The sequence below is a fragment of the Prochlorococcus marinus subsp. pastoris str. CCMP1986 genome (assembly GCF_000011465.1).
In the GTDB taxonomy this organism is placed as follows: domain Bacteria; phylum Cyanobacteriota; class Cyanobacteriia; order PCC-6307; family Cyanobiaceae; genus Prochlorococcus_A; species Prochlorococcus_A pastoris.
Genome location: NC_005072.1, coordinates 1,166,388 through 1,186,054, shown reverse-complemented (window position 1 = coordinate 1,186,054; position 19,667 = coordinate 1,166,388). Strand labels below are relative to the sequence as shown.

The window sequence follows — 19,667 nt, the reverse complement described above, 5'->3', positions numbered from 1 at the left end:
GGTTACTTTAATAAATTAAATTGTAAAAAATCTTTTTTGATAATATCGCTTTCAAGAATAGTATCACTGGAGGGGTATAAAGTGTTGTTTATTTGTAATTTATCATTATATACATTTGATATTGATTCTCTCCAATTTAATCCCATTTTTTTAGATAAAATTCTTGCTATTTCAAACCAATTGAAATTTTTTAATTCGCTTACATGATATAAACCATAAAAATCTTTTTCAATTAATTGAACTATAAGAAGACTAATTCTTTGACAAGATGCTATTGAAAAAGTTTCATTTCTTGTAATTTTGATGTGTTTATATTTTTTTAGTTGCTTATATATTCCACATAATAAATTTCTTGGATTATCAATATCATTAGAGTAATGTTGGGGGGTTCTTAATATAATATATTTTTTATTATTAAGGGTCTCTTTAATATTTATTTCGGCATTTATTTTTGAGATACCGTAATTTGTTTTTGAAGATGGAGTATCTTTATCGCGCCTAAAGTGTTTCTTAGAATTATCAAAAACACTATTGCTACTTATATGTATAAGTTTACTATTATATAAATTTACTCCTTCACTGAGTTTCTTTGGAAATTCCTCATTTATCAATTTTAAATCATCAATTAAGCAAGAATTAGAATTTTCTTTGCCAACAATTGCAACAGTATTGATTACAAATGAATCTTCAAAAAATTCTTTTTTATATTTATTATTTAGTATTTCATTAACTTCTATTCTTGAAGGTGTCTTAACAGAAAAATTATTATTAATTAGTGTTTTATTTAAGTAATTTCCTAAATGTCCAGATGCGCCAAATAATATAACTTTTCTTTTGACCATTTATTTATTTTTATAAAACTTCACTCCCTCGGAAAGAGATGGGATAATTATATCAGTTCTATTATTGATATTTAATATCTTAGGTATAATTATTTCTGAGAACCTCCAAGCTCCTATTATTACTAAAGGTTTATCAATCTTAGATAATATAGAAGGAGATAATACTGGAATAAAGTTATTTGGGGTTAAATTATTTTGCCTAATTGGATTATCGTCTAAATAACCATTTAACTTTTTATCATAATTTAATAACAAGGAATTAACTATTGATGTAGGAGCAGCTCCATAGGAAAATATATGATTATGATCAACTTTTAATAAATAGTCATTTAATTTATTCCTAAACTGAGAAATCTGTAAGCGTATTGATTCATACTTTGAAGAGTCATAACATTTATTATTAACCTCTAAATTTATAAAATCAGTAATTAGTTGAGTATTTTCTTCAATTTCTTTTTTAGTGCATAAAACTCTTATACTTCCTCCCTTTGTATTTATTCTTTGTATGTCATAAATAAATAACCCAAATCTTTTTAAAAAAGGCTTAAGAGATTTAATGCCATGGTAACTTAAATGCTCATGATATATATAGTCAATTACGTTAGATTCAACCATATCTAGTATATATGATACTTCAAAACAGAATTTACCATTATCAGATAGTTTATTTACTATGCTTGAAAGCATTTCCTCTAAGTTATCAGCATGTGCAAATACATTGTTAGCGGTAATTAAATCAAAACTTTTTACTTTAAATTTATCCGATAAATTATTAAGATTTTCATAATTGCAATAACCTGAAAAAAACTTATAGGATGCATCTTTAAAGTTATCTTTAATGTTTGGAGCGGGATCTATACCATATAAATTGCAAGAATATTTGGAAAGTGTTTTTAAGAATAAACCATCATTGCAGCCAACATCTAAAATATTCTTAGAATTATCAATTTTTAATTTATCTTTTAAATATTCTCCATACTTTTTAAAATGTAATTTTAGATCGGGGCTACTAGAACTGGTATAAATGTAAGAACCATATAATAAATGAGGCTTTACAATATCTAATAATTGATGATGCCCACATCTCCTACATATATAAAGATCCATTTCAAATCTTGGGAGATTTAGATATTCATGAGAGTGTGGTCTAAATCCATCAACTGGTTGAGAAGCTGGAACATCTAAAACTTTTAATAATTCATTGCTTGAGCAGAGCCTACAATTATTCCTTTTATAACTATAAATATTTTTGGTCATTTTGTATGTGAAGTAAATTTTACTATTGCTAGTTGATTATTGGAATTAATGATTTTACATATTTTGATTTCATTTGCACAGGTATAAAAAATAGAATTTCCCTTTTTAAGATTAATAGATTGATTATTACTCAAAATTAGGGTTATAGAGCCAGTGATTAATGATATGGTCTGAAGATTTATTTCTGTATCTATTATAAATTCCTTATTAGTCTGAATTATTAAAATATTTTCATTTATAAATGCAGGAATTTGATCTTTAATTTTTAATAAAACAGGTTTTTTAATTGACATAAATTCTTGTACGTTTTCATGAGAAATGGAAATAATTCCTCCACTAATTTCAATTTGTGTATATTCATTAAATTCTTTTTCCTTGAAATTTAGTTTATTATTAATTATTTTTCTGGGTACAATTGAATATTCTTTATTAGTTTTTCTAGAAATATCCTTGAATTGTTTATCAAGATATAAAGTTGTAAATTCTTTATCAAAATTAGAAAAGCCAACTTCGTGAGCTAAGCTATTTTCTGTGTAGGGAATAAATCTATGAAAGGTAGATTTTGGAATAAAGCAGTAGAATGTCCCTTCATTTTCATAGGGTGAAAGTAAAATATCTCCTATTAATTCTCCACTCTCCTCGTAAAAAATATATTTTGCAACTCCATCTAAAACAGTGAATGATTCTGGAAATGTATGAGTAGATACCTCTACAATTGATTTACTTGTAAATGCAATGAGCATTTCTTGAGGAATGGATTCAGAATCTTTGTGAATTAATATTCTTGATCTATTTCTAGGGTGGGCATCAGCATCTTTATAAAGTTGCTTTATAAAATTCTTCTCAACTGAAATCTCCCCTGATTTCTTATATATGCCCAAAGATAATAATTCAAAGTTATTCATTTCGATAAATTCGTTAAAACTTCTTTTACTCTTTTTTTACTTACAATAACATCAGCTTCTAGATGTTCTGCGAAAGGAACATTTTTTGAAATTCTGCAAAGAGGTTTTACTAAATTTTTCTTGGGAATATATTTATTTATTTCAGATGCTATGCCGCAAATCTCAAAAGAGTCATCTATAAAAATAGTTGGGAAATCATCAATCTTATGTATTTCATTTATAGTTTTTTCTGAAAATGAAAGGTCGGTTAAAATAAAGATATTGGGATCTAAATTATTTAAATCTACAAGAAGTTCTCTTATAATTCCATAAGTTGTTCCAGTACAAATAATGTTTAATTTTTTTCCTTTATGTATTCTATAAAATCCGAAATTAAAATTATTTCCAATTTGATCTTGATCTATTTCATTGAAGAATGAGGCTACAGGTAAAAAAATAGCAGTAGGCTTTCTATTCTCATTCAAATAATTAAAAATCATTTCACAATCTATTGCATTTGTTGGCATAAAGCTCTGAATACCCAGATGACTCAAAATAGCATAAGGATTATCTGAATGGTGGCCTGCCAATCCTCCCCTGGTACCTGTCGGTAAAATATAGATTAAATCTAAATTCAAATTGGTATTTAACATCTCATTATATTTATGAGCTTGGTTAAAAATTTGATCTAAACCTAAATAAACTAGTCCAGCAAAATTATATTCAACAAAAACTTTCTTCTTTGAAATTGCTAAACCTAGAGCAAGGCCAGTAAATGCTGATTCTGAGATAGGCATATCAATGATTTGTTTATCTCCATATTTTTCATGAAGACCTATTGCAATTCCTCTATGGGCATTTCTTACATCTTCACCAAGGTAAATTGCATCTTTATTAGATTCAAATTCTTTAAATAATTCTTCCCTAAATTTTTCTATTAGCTTCATAATTAACTTATATTTTTTGAATAATTAAAAATAATATCTTTTATATTAGTTAAGTAATCTTCTAATACGATGAAATCAATTTTATTTCGGTAACAATAATTTATTATTGGATCCTTTGATAAGAATTCTTTATGAAAATTTTCATCCAAGTAATCTATAGGTTTAGGTTTCTCTGAAACAAAATGTCTATGAAATCTATAAGTATTTGCTTGAATTAGATATGGCTTTATTTCATTTCTTGTGTAATTAACGGCATCAGAGGTTTTACTATATACTTCCGAAATATTTAGGCCATCCACCTCTATACTTTTAATGCCAAATCCTTGTGATTTTTTTGCAACCGAGGTTAAAGAAATATCAGAGAGTTTTGTAGATTGTGCAAATTGATTATTTTCACATATAAAAACTATAGGAAGAGATAAAAATCCGGCTAAGTTAAAACTTTCTAATACTACGCCTTGATTAGAAGCCCCATCTCCGAAAAAACAGAAGACTATAGAATCCTTTTTATCTAATTTATTTGCAAGTGCGATCCCGCAGGCTATTGGTACTCCTCCACCCACGATTCCATTCGCTCCAAAATGATTTATCGATAAATCTGCGACATGCATAGAACCACCTTTACCTCCATTACAACCAGACTCCTTCCCATGTAATTCATCTATTAGCATAGAAATATTTCCTCCTTTAGCAATGTAATGCCCATGTCCTCTATGTGTACTAGTAACTGCATCAATTGGCTTTGCGTGAGAGAGAACACCTGTAGCGATTGCTTCTTCTCCAACATAAGAATGAATTGGACCTCTAAGTTTATTGTCTTTTGCAAGTGATACAATTGCCTCTTCTATCGCCCTAATATGTAATGCTATTTTGAATTGATTAAAATGATCTAAATTTTGATTCTCAAAATTATTTAAAATTTTTAAAGAATTTATTTTCTCAAGAATCTTATCATTTTTGATACTTTGTATTGGCATATTAGCTTATCAAATAAGCATTTAAAACTCATGAATTATAGCACAATAATCATCAATTTTTATCAATAAAAAAAAATAATTCTATTTGTAAATATTTTCTTAAATACCCAAAGTGTTATAACTGAATTCTGAAATATGTATATTTCCTTTCTTATCCTTAGTAAATGCTGGTTCCTCTTTATTAAAGGATCTATCACATCTGTAAGTATTGAATTCTTTAATAGATGAAATATCCCCCCCCTTGAAAAATATTTGTAAAATATCTTCATATTGATTAGAAGTTAGTGAATTAAATTTTTCTTTCGAGATAAGTAACCACTTATCTTTCTTAGGAATTGATAAATTTTTATAATTAGATGCTGGGAGGTTGTAAATAGCTTTCAAGTGCCATAAAGGTATATCAGCTATATATAAAGTGGGAATATTAAAAATAAGTGAAGGGAAATGAGTACCCCCTGAACAACTCCCAATAACAAATGAAGCCCTTTTATATATTTCTGATATTGATATATTATTTTTTAAAAGATATGATTCATCAAAAATATTTTTATTTTTAGATTTATTTGAGAATTGTGTATCACCTACTAAAAAAACGTTATAACTTTTGCTAATAATTCTAATTAATTCGTTCGATGCCTCTAGGGACATATTTCTAGTTGAATTTTTTATTGAAAATCTCCAATTTCCTGTTCTCGCATAGAGTAATACAATTTTATTATTAAATATTGATTCATTTCTTTTAGGTAATGACTTATCATTGTTTATTGATGCTAAAAAATCGTCACTCAATTCATTCATTCTTCTGAAATGCTTATATTTGATATTATTTCTAAAAAATGAAATATAGTTATGAGCGTTAACATCTAATGCAATAATAGGAGCAAAAAATAAGGGTGATAAAATAAAATGTAATATAGGATTAAAAATTAAAATAAGATTTTTTTTTCTGTATAAATTAATCCAATGCCTATTAATAGTATTTTTTCTAGCTAAACAAAAATAAATTTTATCTTTTTTAAATAGTTGAGATTTTGTAAACAGAAATAAGTATGTCCACGGTCCAAAATGATCACAATCACACCTTAAAAAAACAAATTTATTTTTTAATATTGGTCCAATAACATAATTTATCAAATTACCTGTAAAATTTGGATATTTATATCGACCTAAATAATATTTCCATCCAGATAAATATTTTTTTATTTTAAAAGACTTCAATAAATCAATATCAGGTCTCTCAAGAAAACCAAACTTTGGAATTACCATAAATTAAATCTGATTAAGAATAGAATAAATTATTTTAAGTAATCTGTAAAAATATTTTTAAGGATAAATAAAGATTAAATAGTTAGTAATTTTTAAATAAAATCATTTTTAATAATCAATTGAAAATCTAAATTTAAGACGATGCGATGATTTAGTACTTTCCTTTAGAGCATTTAGAAAAGATATTTTTTAAATTTCAAATAATGGTATATTAATAGATCAGTATTGTAAATATAAAAAAATAAATTTAATTCTTATTTGTATCAATTTTCAATTTTATATATACCAAACTAATGAATTCTTTTTCAAGAATAGAGTTTTTTAAATTTAATATATATTTATTTTAAAATTAATTTATACATTTTCTTTTAAATTACTAAAAAGTTTATTATCTTTAGATCAATCTGTATTATTCTCAATATTGAATAAAATTTAAACTTAAATTTTTTAAAATTAAAATGTTAATTGAAATTACTTGCTTATTAATAATATTCATAATTGCATTTCTTTTAACTTTCATACTTGTTCCTTTTTCTAAAAAGATAGGAAGTAAATACGGTATTTTTGATTCTCTTAATTCAAGAAAGGTAAAAAAAATAAAACTTGTGAGGATTGGAGGACTAGCTATATTTCTTGGGTTTTTTTTAAGTTTACTTGGGTTTATATTTTTTCAGTATATTTCAAGCTTTTTTATTATTGAATATCGAGTCCTTTTTGTTTTGGTTGGTTTATCATTATGTTTCTTTTTAATAGGCATTTATGATGATGTTCTTTCTCTCTCTCCATTTAAAAGACTTTTCTTGAGCTTTATTTTGGCTTGTTTTGCTTGGAATTTAGGAATTGATTTAAATAATATTGATATTTCTTTTCTTAATTTGGGATTTGAAAATATAATTTTTCCTAATTATTTGAGCTTAATCCTTACCTTGATTTGGTTAGTTGGAGTAACAAATGCAATAAATTGGATAGATGGACTAGATGGTTTAGCTTCTGGATGTACTGGGATTATGTTATCAACATTCGGAATAATTGCGATACAAAATAATGATTATGAATATGCACTAATTTCATTTGCTTTAGCGGGCTCCTCTTTTGCCTTTCTTAATTTTAATTTTAAGCCTGCAAAAATTCTTATGGGAGACGGAGGTACGTATTTTATAGGTTTTACGTTGGCTTTTTTAAGCTTACTTGTCTCAAAAAATAATCAGAATATTCTTGATTTTAGAGTGCCTTTATTAACTTTGTTCTATCCATTAGTAGATATGCTAAGAGTCATCATAGTTAGATTTGTGAAGAAAAAATCACTCATTTATCCAGATAGTAATCATTTGCATCACTTATTAATAAGGAATAATTTTAGTGAAACTTCAACAGTATTTATTTTATATGGGATTACAATTTGTTCTTCTTGTCTTTTGTTATTTATTATTTTTTGAAGTTAGGATGACTTAAATTATAAGTTTTTTTTTTTCTTGGAATTTATTAAAATTTAAGAATTATTAATTTAAAAAATTTATTAGATATTTTTAAGATTAATATTATTTAGTTAGATATCTTTTTAAAAATTGTTAATATATTGGATTTTGTTTTTAGTTCCTGCAATATTGGCACTAGTAAGACCAAAAGAAAAGTGGAATAAAAAAACATCCTTTCTTCTGATTCTCTTTTTTTCTATTATTATTGGCCTCAGATTTAAAGTTGGAGAAGATTGGGGTAATTATTTAATTGCTTTTGAAAAACTTCAATATGTAAAAAATGTTTTTTTAAAAAAGGAATTTTTATTTTCTATTTTGAGTGTAATATCAAACAATTTAAATTTTGGGATTTATGGTGTTAATTTAATATGTGGTTTTATTTTTTCTTGTGGTTTGATTATATTTTGTGGATCTTTGAAAAGACAATGGCTTGCTTTGACCATCTCTATTCCTTACATAGTGATTGTTATTGGAATGGGTTATACAAGACAATCAGTAGCACTGGGTATCTTAATGATTGGCCTTGTTTTTTTATCTCAAGGTAAAAAGTTAATTTATTTATTATTGAATATTTTTGCTAGCTTATTTCATCTTCCTAGTATAGTCGCTGTTTTTTTGTTAGCCCCATATTACATAAGTTCTCCAAAATTTATAAATAAGATTTCAAAAATTATAATTTCTTTTCTTTTTGCAGGAACATTGTATTTAGCTTTTGTCGAAAAGTTTATTGGACAATATATTCGTTTTTATATTACTGAATATCAAAGATCTTCAAGTGGGGTTTACATCAGACTATTTATGGTGGTATTTCCATCAATATTATTTCTTTTACTAGGAAAAAATCTTCAATTGAATAAAAATCAAATAATAATCTGGAAATCTATTTCTTTTTATTCTTTGTCTCTTATCCCACTTTTAATAATTAGCCCAAGCAGCACCATCATAGATAGACTAGCTTTATATGCATTGCCTATTATGATATTCATATTGTCTAATTTACCAGAATTAAAATTTGCAAAACTGAGAAGAAAATATATAAATCTTTCTGTCGTTTTAATGGCATTTTTAATTCAATTTGTCTGGTTAAATTATGGCTCCACTTCTAGAGGATGGATTCCCTATCAAAATATTTTATTTTAAGTCTTGATTTATTATTAAATATGCATCTATATTAGATCCTGCTTTAGAAAGTTTATCAACAGATTTAACTAGATCTGATTTTTTAAGATTATTGGTACTTATTAGTATTGTAGTTAGATCGGATAAATTGCCATTTATAACAGATTGAGGAGAATTATTTATCGAAGAACCATTAATAAATATGTATTGATAATTATTTTTTAAATTTTCAATTAATTCTTTCATTCTTAATGATCCAAGCAACATTTTATTGCTCAAATCTTGACCTGAAGAAATTATATCTAGGTAATTATTAATATTGGATTTGTTTATTATTTGACTTATTTGAATTTTTTCATTAGCTAAATAATCTAAAACCCCAATAGAAGAATTTAAATTAAAAAATTTATCTAATATCGGAGATCCGAAATTTGTGTCAATTAAAATAACTCTTTCATTTGTACTTGATAATATTTTTGAAGAAAGTACATTTACCAATGTTTTAACTTCTTGAGAAAATGGACTTGCTAGAAAAAAAGTTTTGAAATTTTTACTCTCATTTAAATTTTTAATTCCTATACAATATTCTTCTATTGATTTTTGGAAAACAACGAAGTTTGATTTTTTATCTTCTAGAGAATTATTTAAATCTTTAATGTTTTTAATTTCTGAAATTTCATTTTTACTCAATATAGGTAGACTTCCTAAGCAAGGAATATTAATAAAATTTTTTATATCTGCTTCATCTCTAAATCTATTTTTAAGTTTTATATAGCTAAAAAGTATTGATAATGTTACAAATCCACTCGCAAAAGAACTTAAGGTAAACAATTTTAAATATTCTACTTTTTTAGGTGATTTATTCATTAGAGGAGGAGAAATTATTCGCCATGGAATTGTATTCTGTGCAATCTCTAATCTATAAGTTTCAGATAAGGATATAAACCTTTTAATTGCGATAGAGTATTGTACAATTTCTTTTTCTATTGAATTAAGCCTGTTAAGTATTTCCGTGGGTTTTTTAAATTCACCTTCAATTTCTAAAAGTCTTTTTTTTAATATTCCTGCTTTTTGAAGATTTAAAGCATTGCCATTATCTTCTAAGTCTTTAATTTTATCTTTTAAAGAATTATCTTTTTTAATTATATTTATTATTGTGTTGTCTTTCCCACCTCTAATTATTTTATACTTTTCCTCAAATTTATAAAACTCTTTCTGTAGTAATTCTACTTTTCTTTCAAAATTAGGTTTTTCACTATTGATAAATTTAAGTCCATCCTTTAATTTCTCTAGATTATATTTTGTGGATGCACTTATAAATGTTTTGCTTAATCCATTTAAAATTACTTCTCCTTTAAGAGCATTATCAATTTCTAAATAAACGTTTAAAATCCCCTCTGCTTGTTTATTTTCCCCACCCAGTGTAATTTCAATAAAACTAGCTAATTCCTTTGTTTTATATCCAAATTTGGAGGCTAATTCTCCTAAAACTTCATTGCTTTTTAGGTAAGTTTTGAGAGTATTTAAATTACCTTCCGATGGACTAAGTGAGGAAGATAGGCCTGCTAATGAAATATTACTAGAAAATTTACTTGTTGGGCTTTGTAAAGCTATTGGATCTTGAATTAATAATTCAAATTCGCCCTGAAAAAGTAAATCTTTATTCTTTTTCAATGCTAAAGGTATAAATATTGTGAAAAATGAAATTAGAAAAATAAATATGCTAATTTTTTTTTGAGAGATTAAGTGTTTAAATATACTCTCAAAATCAATAGATTCTTCGTCATCTTTGTTTCTAAAAATACCTTTGATATTTACAGTCATAGAAAATTGAATATGCTTATTAAAAATTTTTTTTTAAAATCAAATATAATATATAATTTTATAAAAAAATTGAAAAATTTATCTAAATAACACTATAGTAGTAAAAGTATAATTTTTGTAATGAAAATAAAATATTTTTTTACATGTTTTTTATTTACCTTAATGACATTTTTTAATTTTAATATTTGTTATGCCATAGAAGCTCAAGAAGAAGAAAAATTAGAAACTAACAATAATCTTTATATACATAAAGATAAATATATTTTAGGCCCAGGTGATTTATTGAGTATAAATTTTCAATATGCACCATCTTTATCGGGAATTTATATAGTATTAAGCAATGGTTCTTTACCTTTACCTTTGATAGGAGATATTGACATTAGAGAAAAAAATATTAATGAAGTGGAAAGGATATTGATAAGAGAGTTTTCTAAGCAATTATTGAGACCAGATTTATCAATTCAAGTGAAAGCTTTTCGACCAGTAAAAATTTCAATAATTGGAGAAGTTAATAAGCCTGGTTTACATGAATTTGAAGATAGCATGAGAAATTCTCCAACCCTTTTAGCAGCATTAAAAAAAGCCGGTGGAGTTACTAGCCAAACTAATTTACGAGATATAGAAGTTATAAGAAAATTTTATGATAAGGAGAAGTCTATAAAAAAAACCTCGCTCAGCTTAGTTGATATTATTATTAAAGGAGATCAATCTCAGAATATTTTTCTAAATGATGGCGATATTATTACCTTAAAAAAAGCATCAAATAATGAAGAAGAATTTAATTCAATAGCTTCTTCTAATATTTTTCCAGCAAATATTAACGTTAATATAATTGGATCAGTTAATACTCCTGGCACTACGAAAATAAAATCAAATACACCTTTAGTACAAGCCATTATGCAGGCAGGTGGACCTGTCCAATGGAAGAGTAATAAAGGTAATGTTGAATTAATAAGAATTAATCAGAATGGATCTGCTTATAGAAAACGATTTAAAATTGACTTAAGTCAAAGTATGTCAAGAGAAAAGAACCCTATCCTAAAAGATGGAGATTTAATAAAAGTTAATCCTAATTTAATTCAAAATTTAGCTTCTGGTTTGGCGGCTGTTACTGATCCCCTCACAGGGATATTAAATGGAATCGCAGTAATAAAATTAGTAGATGAAGGCTTTTAATCTTATCTAGAATTTAAAATCAAATTCTAGTTTTTTATTATATGTTGATTTGAAGGTATCTATTCTTATTCTTTTTGAGCCGTTAAGGATTCATTGATATACCTTTTAAATAATCTTCTTTCAAGATAACCTGATTCGGAGGGTTGCTGGATAAATATAATAGTAATTATGTAGTTGCTCATAAAAGACTATCCATTCTTAATATGCATGAGGCTTAGAATCAAATAATTAGTAGCAATAATAGATATTTATTAGTTTTTAATGGTGAATTTTATAATCATTTTGATAAGTAGCTCAGATGCTGAAATATTAATGAAAGATTTAGTTTATTTGAGTTGGGAACTAACATTGAACTCGTTAATGGAAAGTTCTTTTTTGTTTTCTGGTAGCTACTTGTGAAGAAAAATTTATTTTAATTAGACATACGCTAAGAGAAAAAACATAATTCTAAGGCTAAATAAGTTAAAGCTTTATTCTTCTTTAGTTTATATTTATTCTTTTAGCATTAGAATTTTTTATTGCAAAATTTTAGCAAATTTTTTGTATAAAATCGCATAAGATTTTTGATGAATTTTGCCATTTCCATTTTTTTAAAACTTCTTTTGCACTAGGATTTTTATTATTTCTTAGATAATAAATAACTTTCTTTTTATCTTCATTAATATTCTGGCACTTAATAAATAAAGAATTACTAGGTGCTGTCTCTCTTAAAGATGATATGTTATTTGCAATAATTTTTTTTTGGTAAACTCCGGCCTCAATAATTGGTATCCCAAACCCTTCCGACTTGGATAAAAGAAAGAATGCTCGACAATTTTTATAAAGATAAGATAATTCGTAATCTTTAGGATCAATAAATTCATGAATAAATACCTTATTGTTTATAATTTTCTTATCCAGATATCCATTTTTATAAGATTTAGATCCCGCGATTACAAGATATATATCTTCTTTTAATTCTGCTCTTATGCCGTTAATTAAATTAATCAAATATTCAATATTCTTATGAGGTCTTCTGTCACCTACGTATAAAAAATATTTTTCGGGAAATTTTTTTGGAAGGGAAATCTTTTTCTTAAAAGATAATTTAGTTATACCATTTGGTATTATTAATGCATTCGAAATCTTTTTTTGCAGGTTATGTGGTAGATATTTATATCTATTAATTAAATCTTCTTTTGTAGATTTAGAAACGGTAATTAAATATTTTGAAATCAAGACTGTAATAAAAATCCTTAAATCTCCAATTAATTTTTTTAAATTTTCAAATTTAGTAAAATAATTATCTATTTTTAAAAAAGTTATATCATGAATTGTACTTATGATTTTTATACCTGGCATAATTGGTGGGTCCATAAAAGGAGATATGTAAATACCAATATTCATTTTTCTTAAAAGTAAATAAAGTTTGATATCTAAGAAATACAATCCTAATTTCCATCTCCACTTTCTGTTATGATCCCAATGAACTATGACCCTATTTAATCCTTTTAATTTTGTAAATTCTCTAATATGAGAGGAAGAGGATTTAGGAGGCAAGATTAGTAGAAATTTTTTTGATTTAAGGGAATCTGCATTTAGTAAGTTTAAAAAAATATTTTTAGAGAATCTTGTTAAACCGGTGTTCTTTTTTTCTGCATATCTTAAATCAATGGCTAAATTAATATTATTATTCATGTAATTCCTTACTCCAAAACATTTTTATTATTTGCGTTTGAATATAATTTATTTAGAAAACTAAAAAAAAATGTTTTAAATGAACCCATGACTTTTGTTATAAAATTAATGGGATATTTATATTGAAGATATAAAAGATATTTGAAAAAATAAAATAAATTATAGTTTATAAAATAATGCTTCATCTTGGCAAAGTTATATGAGAAGTCAAATAAATTATTTTCCTCTAAAAATTTCTTATGTAATTTTATCATTTTTAATTCATATATCTCTGAGTTTTTCTTATAAGCTTCGTTTTTAAAAAACTGATCAAGTAGTATTTCATCAACAGATATTAGCGATGTTTTTTTTAAAAGTGCATTTATTGCTAAATCCAAGTCTTCATATCTTCTTAATTCATTATTAAATCCTCCTATAAATACCAGACTTTTTTTTCTAGCGCATAGGGTACATGTGGCTGTACTACCTGATAAGTTAAATTTAGGCATTCTTTTCGCTGAAAGTAATGCAAGTGCACCATCTGTATTTGAGTATTTGTTTACGTCATAAGAAACAGATTTGCAAATTAAAAAATTTTTTGGTGAAAATATTATTTTCCTATTTGTATAACATAAAGGTGAATTTTCTGATTGAATATTATGCTTCTTTTCGAATCTTTGAATTGATTTTATTTGCTCTTTAACTCTATCTGGATGGCTGTAGTCATCATGATCAAAAAAAGCAATAAATACTCCATTCGATAATTTTATTAATTGATTTCTAACTTCTCCTATACCTCTATTTTTATCGTTTTTGACAATATGGATAACATTATTTTTTTTCTTATTTATTTCACTAATAATTTTCAAAGTATTATCATTTGAACAGTCATCTATTATTAAATACTCTTTATTTTTATATGTTTGATTAAAAGCAGATTCTATTGCAAATTCTATAGTTTCTGATGCATTATAAGTTGAAAATGCACATGTTAATAAAGCTTCTTGTTGCATTACTGATAATTACTTTCTATTAGTTTAATCCAATCTTTAATAGGATTTCTTTTGCATAAAGCAATATATTTATTGTGGCTTTGTAAACTCATAAAATTTAATCTCTCCTTGTCAACTATTAATTTCTTAATTTCAAATAGAAAATCATTATCATCAAGGATCAATCCATTGACATTATTTTCTACAAATTCTGTTAAGTATTTCATCCTTTTAGAAGTAACAATTGGAAGTCCCATCCTTAAGGCCTCGACAAGCGAATTTGGATATCCTTCCCATAATGAAGGGAAACAAAATATTGCGGATTCAGAAAAAAATGAGTCAATATTTTTAATATTTCCTCTTAAATTTAAGGTAGAATTTTTAATTTGCTCGTTATATTCTTTTTCTAAAAAAGATCTCAACCCTCCTTCACCAGCTATTGATACTTCAATTTCATTTGAATTTGATTTTTTGATTTGATCTAAAAGAGGAGTAAAGTTCTTTTGGGCACATAATCTTCCAGCCATTGCAACCTTATTACTATTTAAGTCTGGGGCTTTATATTTTTCTAAGGGATTCTTTAAAATATTACTAATGACATATATTTTTTTTCTTAAAAAGAATGGATAATCTTTTATATATGATTTTAGTTGGACTGTAATTTTATTAGCAAAAAATAGAGAAAGAAATCCTAAATTTATTTTATTCAATTTTATATAATCGTAATTTTTAAGAGAATTTCTTTCCGAGACAATATGAATAATTTTTAATGCAAATGAAGCTAAAAAGACTCTTGGAAATATTCCATGATGGAAAGTAATAATATCTGTAATTTTATATTTTTTTATTGTTTTTCTTAGATGTAAAATTTGCTTTAACCTTTGGTATTTTTTTGCCGATGTATGAGGTTTAAGACCATTTCCGCATTTTAACCACTCAATCTGATTTGGAATTTGGTAGAAAGATTTTGCTGAATTATTATCAAAACTAATAATATAAATTTTGTATCCTTTTAAATTTAAACTTTCACTAGTTCTAATAATTTGCCTTTCTAATCCACCTGCTACATTATCAAAACTGGTGCATACAAATCCAATTATCCTTTTTTTATTATTTCTCATATTAGTCCCTTTTTTTAAAATTTTTTATTTTATGCTCATGTTTAATTCTATTTATTGTTGATGAAATGAAATGGTATAGAGTTCTCTTGGGATTTATAAAAAATATAACTATAAGAAAAAATATTAAAAAAAAGTAATTTCCGGTGAAATGGTAGAAACGCAAATATGGCCATAATCTACTATAAGAATAAATATTTTTATTTTTTAAGTAGTTTTTATTTTTTTTTATGATTTGTATTTCAGATTTTAAATTGTTAATAGGCAATTTATCTTCTCCTAGAGTTGAAAGCTGATTAACAAAGGTCTTTTTTGAATTAATAAAATTACAACCCTCTCTAGAAAGTCTTATAGTTATATCCATATCTTCAACTCTCTTTAGAGTTTCATCAAAACCTTTAACAATTTCTAAAGCTTTTTTAGAGATTAACATTGCACAAGCTGGACATCCAAAACCATAATCAACTTTTGCTTTTTTTTCATTAAAAAGTAAAAAATCTATCATTTCATAATTATTGGGTTTTAAAGCTTTTGAGCCAAATACTTTCATCTCTTTTATATATCCAGAGGAATATTCTCTGTTTATATTGCAAATAGATATTACACAATCACTTTTCTTAAATCCTTCATCAATTATTCCTTTTAGTTGAATTTCGATTCTTTTTTTGTCTGAGAAATCATCATCATCCATATAGCATATATAAGAACCTTTTGATTTCTTAGTTATGATATTCCTTGAATAAGCGGCACCTTTGTTTTGTTTATTTTTAAAAACCTTAATGTCATTTATATATTTACTTTCCTTTATAACTTTTAATGAATTATCAGTTGAACAATCATCTATAACTATAATCTCTTTTTTTTTATAGGTTTGATTTAATGCACTACTTAAGGCATTTAAAATTGAAGATTCAGCGTTGAAACAAAGTATTCCAATAGTGACTAAAGGTGCATTTTTAGACATTCTTAAAATAAAAAAATTTGTAGCTATTTAAATGACTTTTTAAGCCACTTAACGGAAAAACATGTTTCATTTGTATTTAATTTATTATTTTTGAATTCTTTAATTATTTCTTGTATTGCAATTTTCACATTCTTTTTTGGCATAAAGCCAAGCTTTAAAATTTTGTCAGAACACTGACGATATGATCTAGGATCATTTGATGGTGTAACATTTATGATCGTATTTGGAAGAATTTCTTTTACATATTTTGCTATATCCATAATTGAAATGTTTTCAAAACCAGCATTATAGAATCCTGATTCAAGTCTTTTATAATTATCAATAAAGAATATATATAAATCACATATATCATCAATATGTATATTTGGTCTTATTTGATCGCCGCCAAATACAGTAATAATTCCTTTTGATAGAGCAGAATATGTTAGGACATTTACTGATACATCTAATCTCATTCTTGGAGATACTCCACAAACAGTAGCAGGTCTTATACAAAAAATATTCATCGAATCTTTATAACTTAAAAAAATCCTTTCTGCAACCATTTTTGTCTTGTTATATTCAGAAATAGGTAATAAATCAGTTTCTTCGGTAACTTTTTCTTTATCACTAATGCCATAAACACTGCCTGAACTAGCAAAGATGAAATTTTTAACTCCTCCTGATTTAACTGCTTTTTCAGCTAATTGCTGACTAGCTAATACATTAACCTCCCAACTTAACTGTGGTTCTAATTCAACCAAAGGATCATTTGCGATATTTGCTAAATGAATAATAGTTTCAATCCCTTTCAAATCCTCTAACTTAATTTCTCTGATATCTTTTTTAAAGACTTTAAGGTTTTTATGAGGCAAGAGATATTCTCCGAACCAATTAATATCTATTGATGTCACGTGGTGTCCTTTTTCAAGCAGCTTTGGAATTAATACACTCCCTTTATATCCATTTCCTCCAGTTACTAAAATATTCATTTAAATTAGAATTATGTGTAGATACAATTTTATACTTTCAAATAAAAAACGAACACTTTAATTTGCAATTATTTATTAAAAATCTTAATTGCTTTATCAATAATTTTTTCAATTTCAATGGGGTTGTTGCCCATAGTATCAACGGCAATTGCACTACCACAGCATGCTAATGCCGCTACATCCATTATTTTTGATCCACTAGATAAACCTGCAGCCATTATTGAAAGAAGAGTGTCTCCAGCGCCTGATACGTCAACTGGATTTACAGATAATGCTGGGAATGCTTGTACCCTTGGAGATTCTCCTTTTTGATGTGAGTAAACAATAAAACCGTTAGCACCTAGTTTCATAATAAGATTTTCACATTTTGTTTTACTTATTAATATTCTGCATAATTCCTCTAAACCAATATCTTTATTTTGAATAGATATTCTTGCTTCTCTTTCATTTGGACAAATAAGTGTGAAATCCTCCATTCTGGAAATATCACCTATTTGACTACTACATTGAAGATCACCATAAAGTTTAATCCCACTCTCGTTAGCAAATTTAGTAATTCCTTTTAAAAGTTCACCTGTTATTATTCCATAAACAAAATCAGAAATTACAATTCCATTAGCATTTAAACTTGCTTTATAAACGTAATCAAGAATCTTTTTTGTTGTTTCTTTGTCAATCATATGATCCTCTAATCGACTTACCCTAAAAAGCTTTTGATTCTCAACAATGTATCTTTTTTTAAAGGTTGTAGGTCTATTTTTATCAATAAATAAATTTGGTTTTACTGAATTTTTTTTTAATTCTTTATGAATCCATTTACCGGGCTCATCAGAACCTATAACTGAGATAAATTCACATTCAGAACCTAGTCTGGTTATATGAGAGGCTACAATTGCAGCTCCTCCCACAAAATTTTTCTGTTCTAATTCCTTTACTACAATTACTGGGGCTTCAGCACTCATACCTAATGCTTCGCACGATGCATATTGATCAACGATAGAATCTCCAATTACAATTAATTTTGTATTCTTAATTCTTTTACTAGTCTCTATAAGATTTTCACAAGAAATATTCTGTCTTTTTAAAGCTTTTAAAAATTCTTTTTCTCTTTCTTTTTTAAGATTATCTTCTGATATAGTTAATAACTCTGTATTTGCATAGTTTATTTCTCCAGCATGGAAATAGATTGCTTTGTTTTTAGCTTTTAAATTTTTAACTGTAGTATTAATATTATTTATATTAGAATTCTCGTACTCTTTTCCTAAAATAAGTTCTCTAGGATTTATTATATTAACTGCTTTTTCAAGGTTGTTATCAGGTAGAAGAACAATAGCATTAGCAATACCTAATTGTGCAATAGACTCAGCTCTTTCCTCTTGAGTAAAAATAACTCCTTGAAATTGTGGATCTTTAAGTACTGCAACTAAAAGAATATTATTTATATCTTTAGCACGTTTTAAATATCTTATATGCCCGGTATGAATTGAGTTGAAATGGCCATAACCCAAGATACAGTTATTGTATTTGCATGCTTCATTTATTTGAATAATTGGGGTGATGAAACTACTCATTTAACTTTTTAATAACTATTCTATTTCTTGATTATTAGTATTTGAAAGCCATTGCATACACATATGAAAAAGAATTAATTGAGTATCTTCTGCTATTTGCATATCATTAATTTCAAAATGAATATTTTCTTTTGAAATCTCTTTGCATTTACCTCCATCAAAAGCAGTAATTGAATAAGTTTTAATTCCAATTTTATGAGCTTCAACTATAGCATTTATTACATTCTTAGAATTTCCGCTGCCTGATAAAACAATTAATATATCATTTAGATTCCCAAGGACTTTTAATTGGTGAGAGTAGATATTTTCATAACCAATATCATTTGCCAAGCATGTAATAATACTCGGGTTTGATGGCAGAGCTATAATTTTTATTCCTGGTTTATTTTTTATATCATTTGATTGTGGATCCCTTTTACAACCAACTCCGTAATGAAAGTCATTTGCAATATGCATTGCATTTCCCGCACTACCTCCATTTCCGCATATAAAAACATTAGCTCCATTCTTCCAGCTTAAATTTAAATCATTTGCAAGTATTTCTATCTTTTCAATAATCTTTGGTTCAAAACTTGAAACTAAATTCTTTAGGTATAATTCTGTAAAATTTTTAAAAACTTTTTCCATC

General features: G+C 26.0%; 17 protein-coding genes. 3 read left to right on the top strand and 14 right to left on the bottom strand.

Annotation, left to right across the window (positions count from 1 at the left end; all coding sequences use genetic code 11):
• Window positions 1–2: 2 nt before the first annotated feature.
• From TX50_RS06640 to TX50_RS06615, 6 genes are all read right to left on the bottom strand, one after another.
• On the bottom strand, window positions 3–842 hold the full coding sequence (locus tag TX50_RS06640; RefSeq protein WP_011132867.1) for a sugar nucleotide-binding protein: 840 nt from the start codon (window positions 840–842) through the stop codon (window positions 3–5).
• Entirely contained in the window at window positions 843–2,099 is a 1,257-nt protein-coding gene (locus TX50_RS06635) for a class I SAM-dependent methyltransferase (RefSeq protein WP_011132866.1), read from the bottom strand.
• A complete protein-coding gene (locus tag TX50_RS06630) occupies window positions 2,096–3,004 on the bottom strand; it encodes a WbuC family cupin fold metalloprotein (RefSeq protein WP_011132865.1) in 909 nt (302 codons plus the stop codon). Before TX50_RS06630 ends, TX50_RS06635 begins: the two co-directional genes overlap by 4 nt.
• Window positions 3,001–3,930, bottom strand: coding sequence for a dehydrogenase E1 component subunit beta (locus TX50_RS09205; protein ID WP_011132864.1), 930 nt, complete (start codon window positions 3,928–3,930; stop codon window positions 3,001–3,003). The genes TX50_RS06630 and TX50_RS09205 overlap by 4 nt, the downstream gene beginning before the upstream one ends.
• Window positions 3,931–3,932: 2 nt before the next feature.
• Window positions 3,933–4,907, bottom strand: coding sequence for a thiamine pyrophosphate-dependent dehydrogenase E1 component subunit alpha (locus TX50_RS06620; protein WP_011132863.1), 975 nt, complete (start codon window positions 4,905–4,907; stop codon window positions 3,933–3,935).
• A gap of 99 nt (window positions 4,908–5,006) precedes the next feature.
• Window positions 5,007–6,173: a hypothetical protein gene (locus tag TX50_RS06615; RefSeq protein WP_011132862.1), complete on the bottom strand. Its 1,167-nt coding sequence runs from the start codon at window positions 6,171–6,173 to the stop codon at window positions 5,007–5,009.
• Window positions 6,174–6,631: 458 nt separating this feature from the next.
• Here TX50_RS06615 and TX50_RS06610 point away from each other — a divergent pair, with 458 nt between their 5' ends.
• Together TX50_RS06610 and TX50_RS06605 are read left to right on the top strand one after the other, a co-directional pair.
• Window positions 6,632–7,609, top strand: coding sequence for an MraY family glycosyltransferase (locus TX50_RS06610; protein WP_011132861.1), 978 nt, complete (start codon window positions 6,632–6,634; stop codon window positions 7,607–7,609).
• Between the two features lie 147 nt (window positions 7,610–7,756).
• Window positions 7,757–8,788, top strand: coding sequence for an EpsG family protein (locus tag TX50_RS06605; protein ID WP_036930527.1), 1,032 nt, complete (start codon window positions 7,757–7,759; stop codon window positions 8,786–8,788).
• On the opposite strand, the gene TX50_RS06600 is transcribed toward TX50_RS06605, so the two are convergent.
• Window positions 8,780–10,591, bottom strand: a complete 1,812-nt coding sequence (locus tag TX50_RS06600; protein ID WP_011132859.1) for a hypothetical protein — start codon at window positions 10,589–10,591, stop codon at window positions 8,780–8,782. The genes TX50_RS06605 and TX50_RS06600 overlap by 9 nt on opposite strands.
• 162 nt (window positions 10,592–10,753) lie before the next feature.
• Between TX50_RS06600 and TX50_RS06595 the strand changes: the two genes are divergently transcribed.
• Entirely contained in the window at window positions 10,754–11,767 is a 1,014-nt protein-coding gene (locus TX50_RS06595) for an SLBB domain-containing protein (protein WP_052039325.1), read from the top strand.
• A gap of 528 nt (window positions 11,768–12,295) precedes the next feature.
• On the opposite strand, the gene TX50_RS06590 is transcribed toward TX50_RS06595, so the two are convergent.
• The 7 genes from TX50_RS06590 to TX50_RS06560 form a co-directional block, all read right to left on the bottom strand.
• On the bottom strand, window positions 12,296–13,444 hold the full coding sequence (locus tag TX50_RS06590) for a glycosyltransferase family 4 protein (RefSeq protein WP_011132857.1): 1,149 nt from the start codon (window positions 13,442–13,444) through the stop codon (window positions 12,296–12,298).
• A gap of 8 nt (window positions 13,445–13,452) precedes the next feature.
• Window positions 13,453–14,436, bottom strand: a complete 984-nt coding sequence (locus TX50_RS09200) for a glycosyltransferase family 2 protein (RefSeq protein ID WP_011132856.1) — start codon at window positions 14,434–14,436, stop codon at window positions 13,453–13,455.
• Window positions 14,436–15,536 (bottom strand): glycosyltransferase, encoded by a 1,101-nt coding sequence (locus tag TX50_RS06580; protein ID WP_011132855.1) that lies wholly within the window; start codon window positions 15,534–15,536, stop codon window positions 14,436–14,438. The genes TX50_RS09200 and TX50_RS06580 overlap by 1 nt, the downstream gene beginning before the upstream one ends.
• A gap of 1 nt (window position 15,537) precedes the next feature.
• On the bottom strand, window positions 15,538–16,497 hold the full coding sequence (locus tag TX50_RS06575; RefSeq protein WP_011132854.1) for a glycosyltransferase family 2 protein: 960 nt from the start codon (window positions 16,495–16,497) through the stop codon (window positions 15,538–15,540).
• A 23-nt stretch (window positions 16,498–16,520) separates the two neighbouring features.
• On the bottom strand, window positions 16,521–17,468 hold the full coding sequence (locus TX50_RS06570) for an NAD-dependent epimerase/dehydratase family protein (RefSeq protein WP_011132853.1): 948 nt from the start codon (window positions 17,466–17,468) through the stop codon (window positions 16,521–16,523).
• A 68-nt stretch (window positions 17,469–17,536) separates the two neighbouring features.
• Window positions 17,537–19,039 carry a PfkB family carbohydrate kinase gene (locus TX50_RS06565; protein WP_011132852.1) on the bottom strand — a complete coding sequence of 501 codons (1,503 nt, stop codon included), beginning with the start codon at window positions 19,037–19,039 and terminating at the stop codon, window positions 17,537–17,539.
• Window positions 19,040–19,054: 15 nt separating this feature from the next.
• Window positions 19,055–19,666 carry an SIS domain-containing protein gene (locus tag TX50_RS06560; protein WP_011132851.1) on the bottom strand — a complete coding sequence of 204 codons (612 nt, stop codon included), beginning with the start codon at window positions 19,664–19,666 and terminating at the stop codon, window positions 19,055–19,057.
• Window position 19,667: the final 1 nt, after the last annotated feature.

Bases quoted from the DNA above. Each gene is read 5' to 3' on its own strand.
- TX50_RS06640 (WP_011132867.1), bottom strand. From the start codon at position 842: ATGGTCAAAAGAAAAGTTATATTATTTGGCGCATCTGGACATTTAGGA.
- TX50_RS06635 (WP_011132866.1), bottom strand. From the start codon at position 2,099: ATGACCAAAAATATTTATAGTTATAAAAGGAATAATTGTAGGCTCTGC.
- TX50_RS06630 (WP_011132865.1), bottom strand. From the start codon at position 3,004: ATGAATAACTTTGAATTATTATCTTTGGGCATATATAAGAAATCAGGG.
- TX50_RS09205 (WP_011132864.1), bottom strand. From the start codon at position 3,930: ATGAAGCTAATAGAAAAATTTAGGGAAGAATTATTTAAAGAATTTGAA.
- TX50_RS06620 (WP_011132863.1), bottom strand. From the start codon at position 4,907: ATGCCAATACAAAGTATCAAAAATGATAAGATTCTTGAGAAAATAAAT.
- TX50_RS06615 (WP_011132862.1), bottom strand. From the start codon at position 6,173: ATGGTAATTCCAAAGTTTGGTTTTCTTGAGAGACCTGATATTGATTTA.
- TX50_RS06610 (WP_011132861.1), top strand. From the start codon at position 6,632: ATGTTAATTGAAATTACTTGCTTATTAATAATATTCATAATTGCATTT.
- TX50_RS06600 (WP_011132859.1), bottom strand. From the start codon at position 10,591: ATGACTGTAAATATCAAAGGTATTTTTAGAAACAAAGATGACGAAGAA.
- TX50_RS06595 (WP_052039325.1), top strand. From the start codon at position 10,754: ATGACATTTTTTAATTTTAATATTTGTTATGCCATAGAAGCTCAAGAA.
- TX50_RS06590 (WP_011132857.1), bottom strand. From the start codon at position 13,444: ATGAATAATAATATTAATTTAGCCATTGATTTAAGATATGCAGAAAAA.
- TX50_RS09200 (WP_011132856.1), bottom strand. From the start codon at position 14,436: ATGCAACAAGAAGCTTTATTAACATGTGCATTTTCAACTTATAATGCA.
- TX50_RS06580 (WP_011132855.1), bottom strand. From the start codon at position 15,536: ATGAGAAATAATAAAAAAAGGATAATTGGATTTGTATGCACCAGTTTT.
- TX50_RS06575 (WP_011132854.1), bottom strand. From the start codon at position 16,497: ATGTCTAAAAATGCACCTTTAGTCACTATTGGAATACTTTGTTTCAAC.
- TX50_RS06570 (WP_011132853.1), bottom strand. From the start codon at position 17,468: ATGAATATTTTAGTAACTGGAGGAAATGGATATAAAGGGAGTGTATTA.
- TX50_RS06565 (WP_011132852.1), bottom strand. From the start codon at position 19,039: ATGAGTAGTTTCATCACCCCAATTATTCAAATAAATGAAGCATGCAAA.
- TX50_RS06560 (WP_011132851.1), bottom strand. From the start codon at position 19,666: ATGGAAAAAGTTTTTAAAAATTTTACAGAATTATACCTAAAGAATTTA.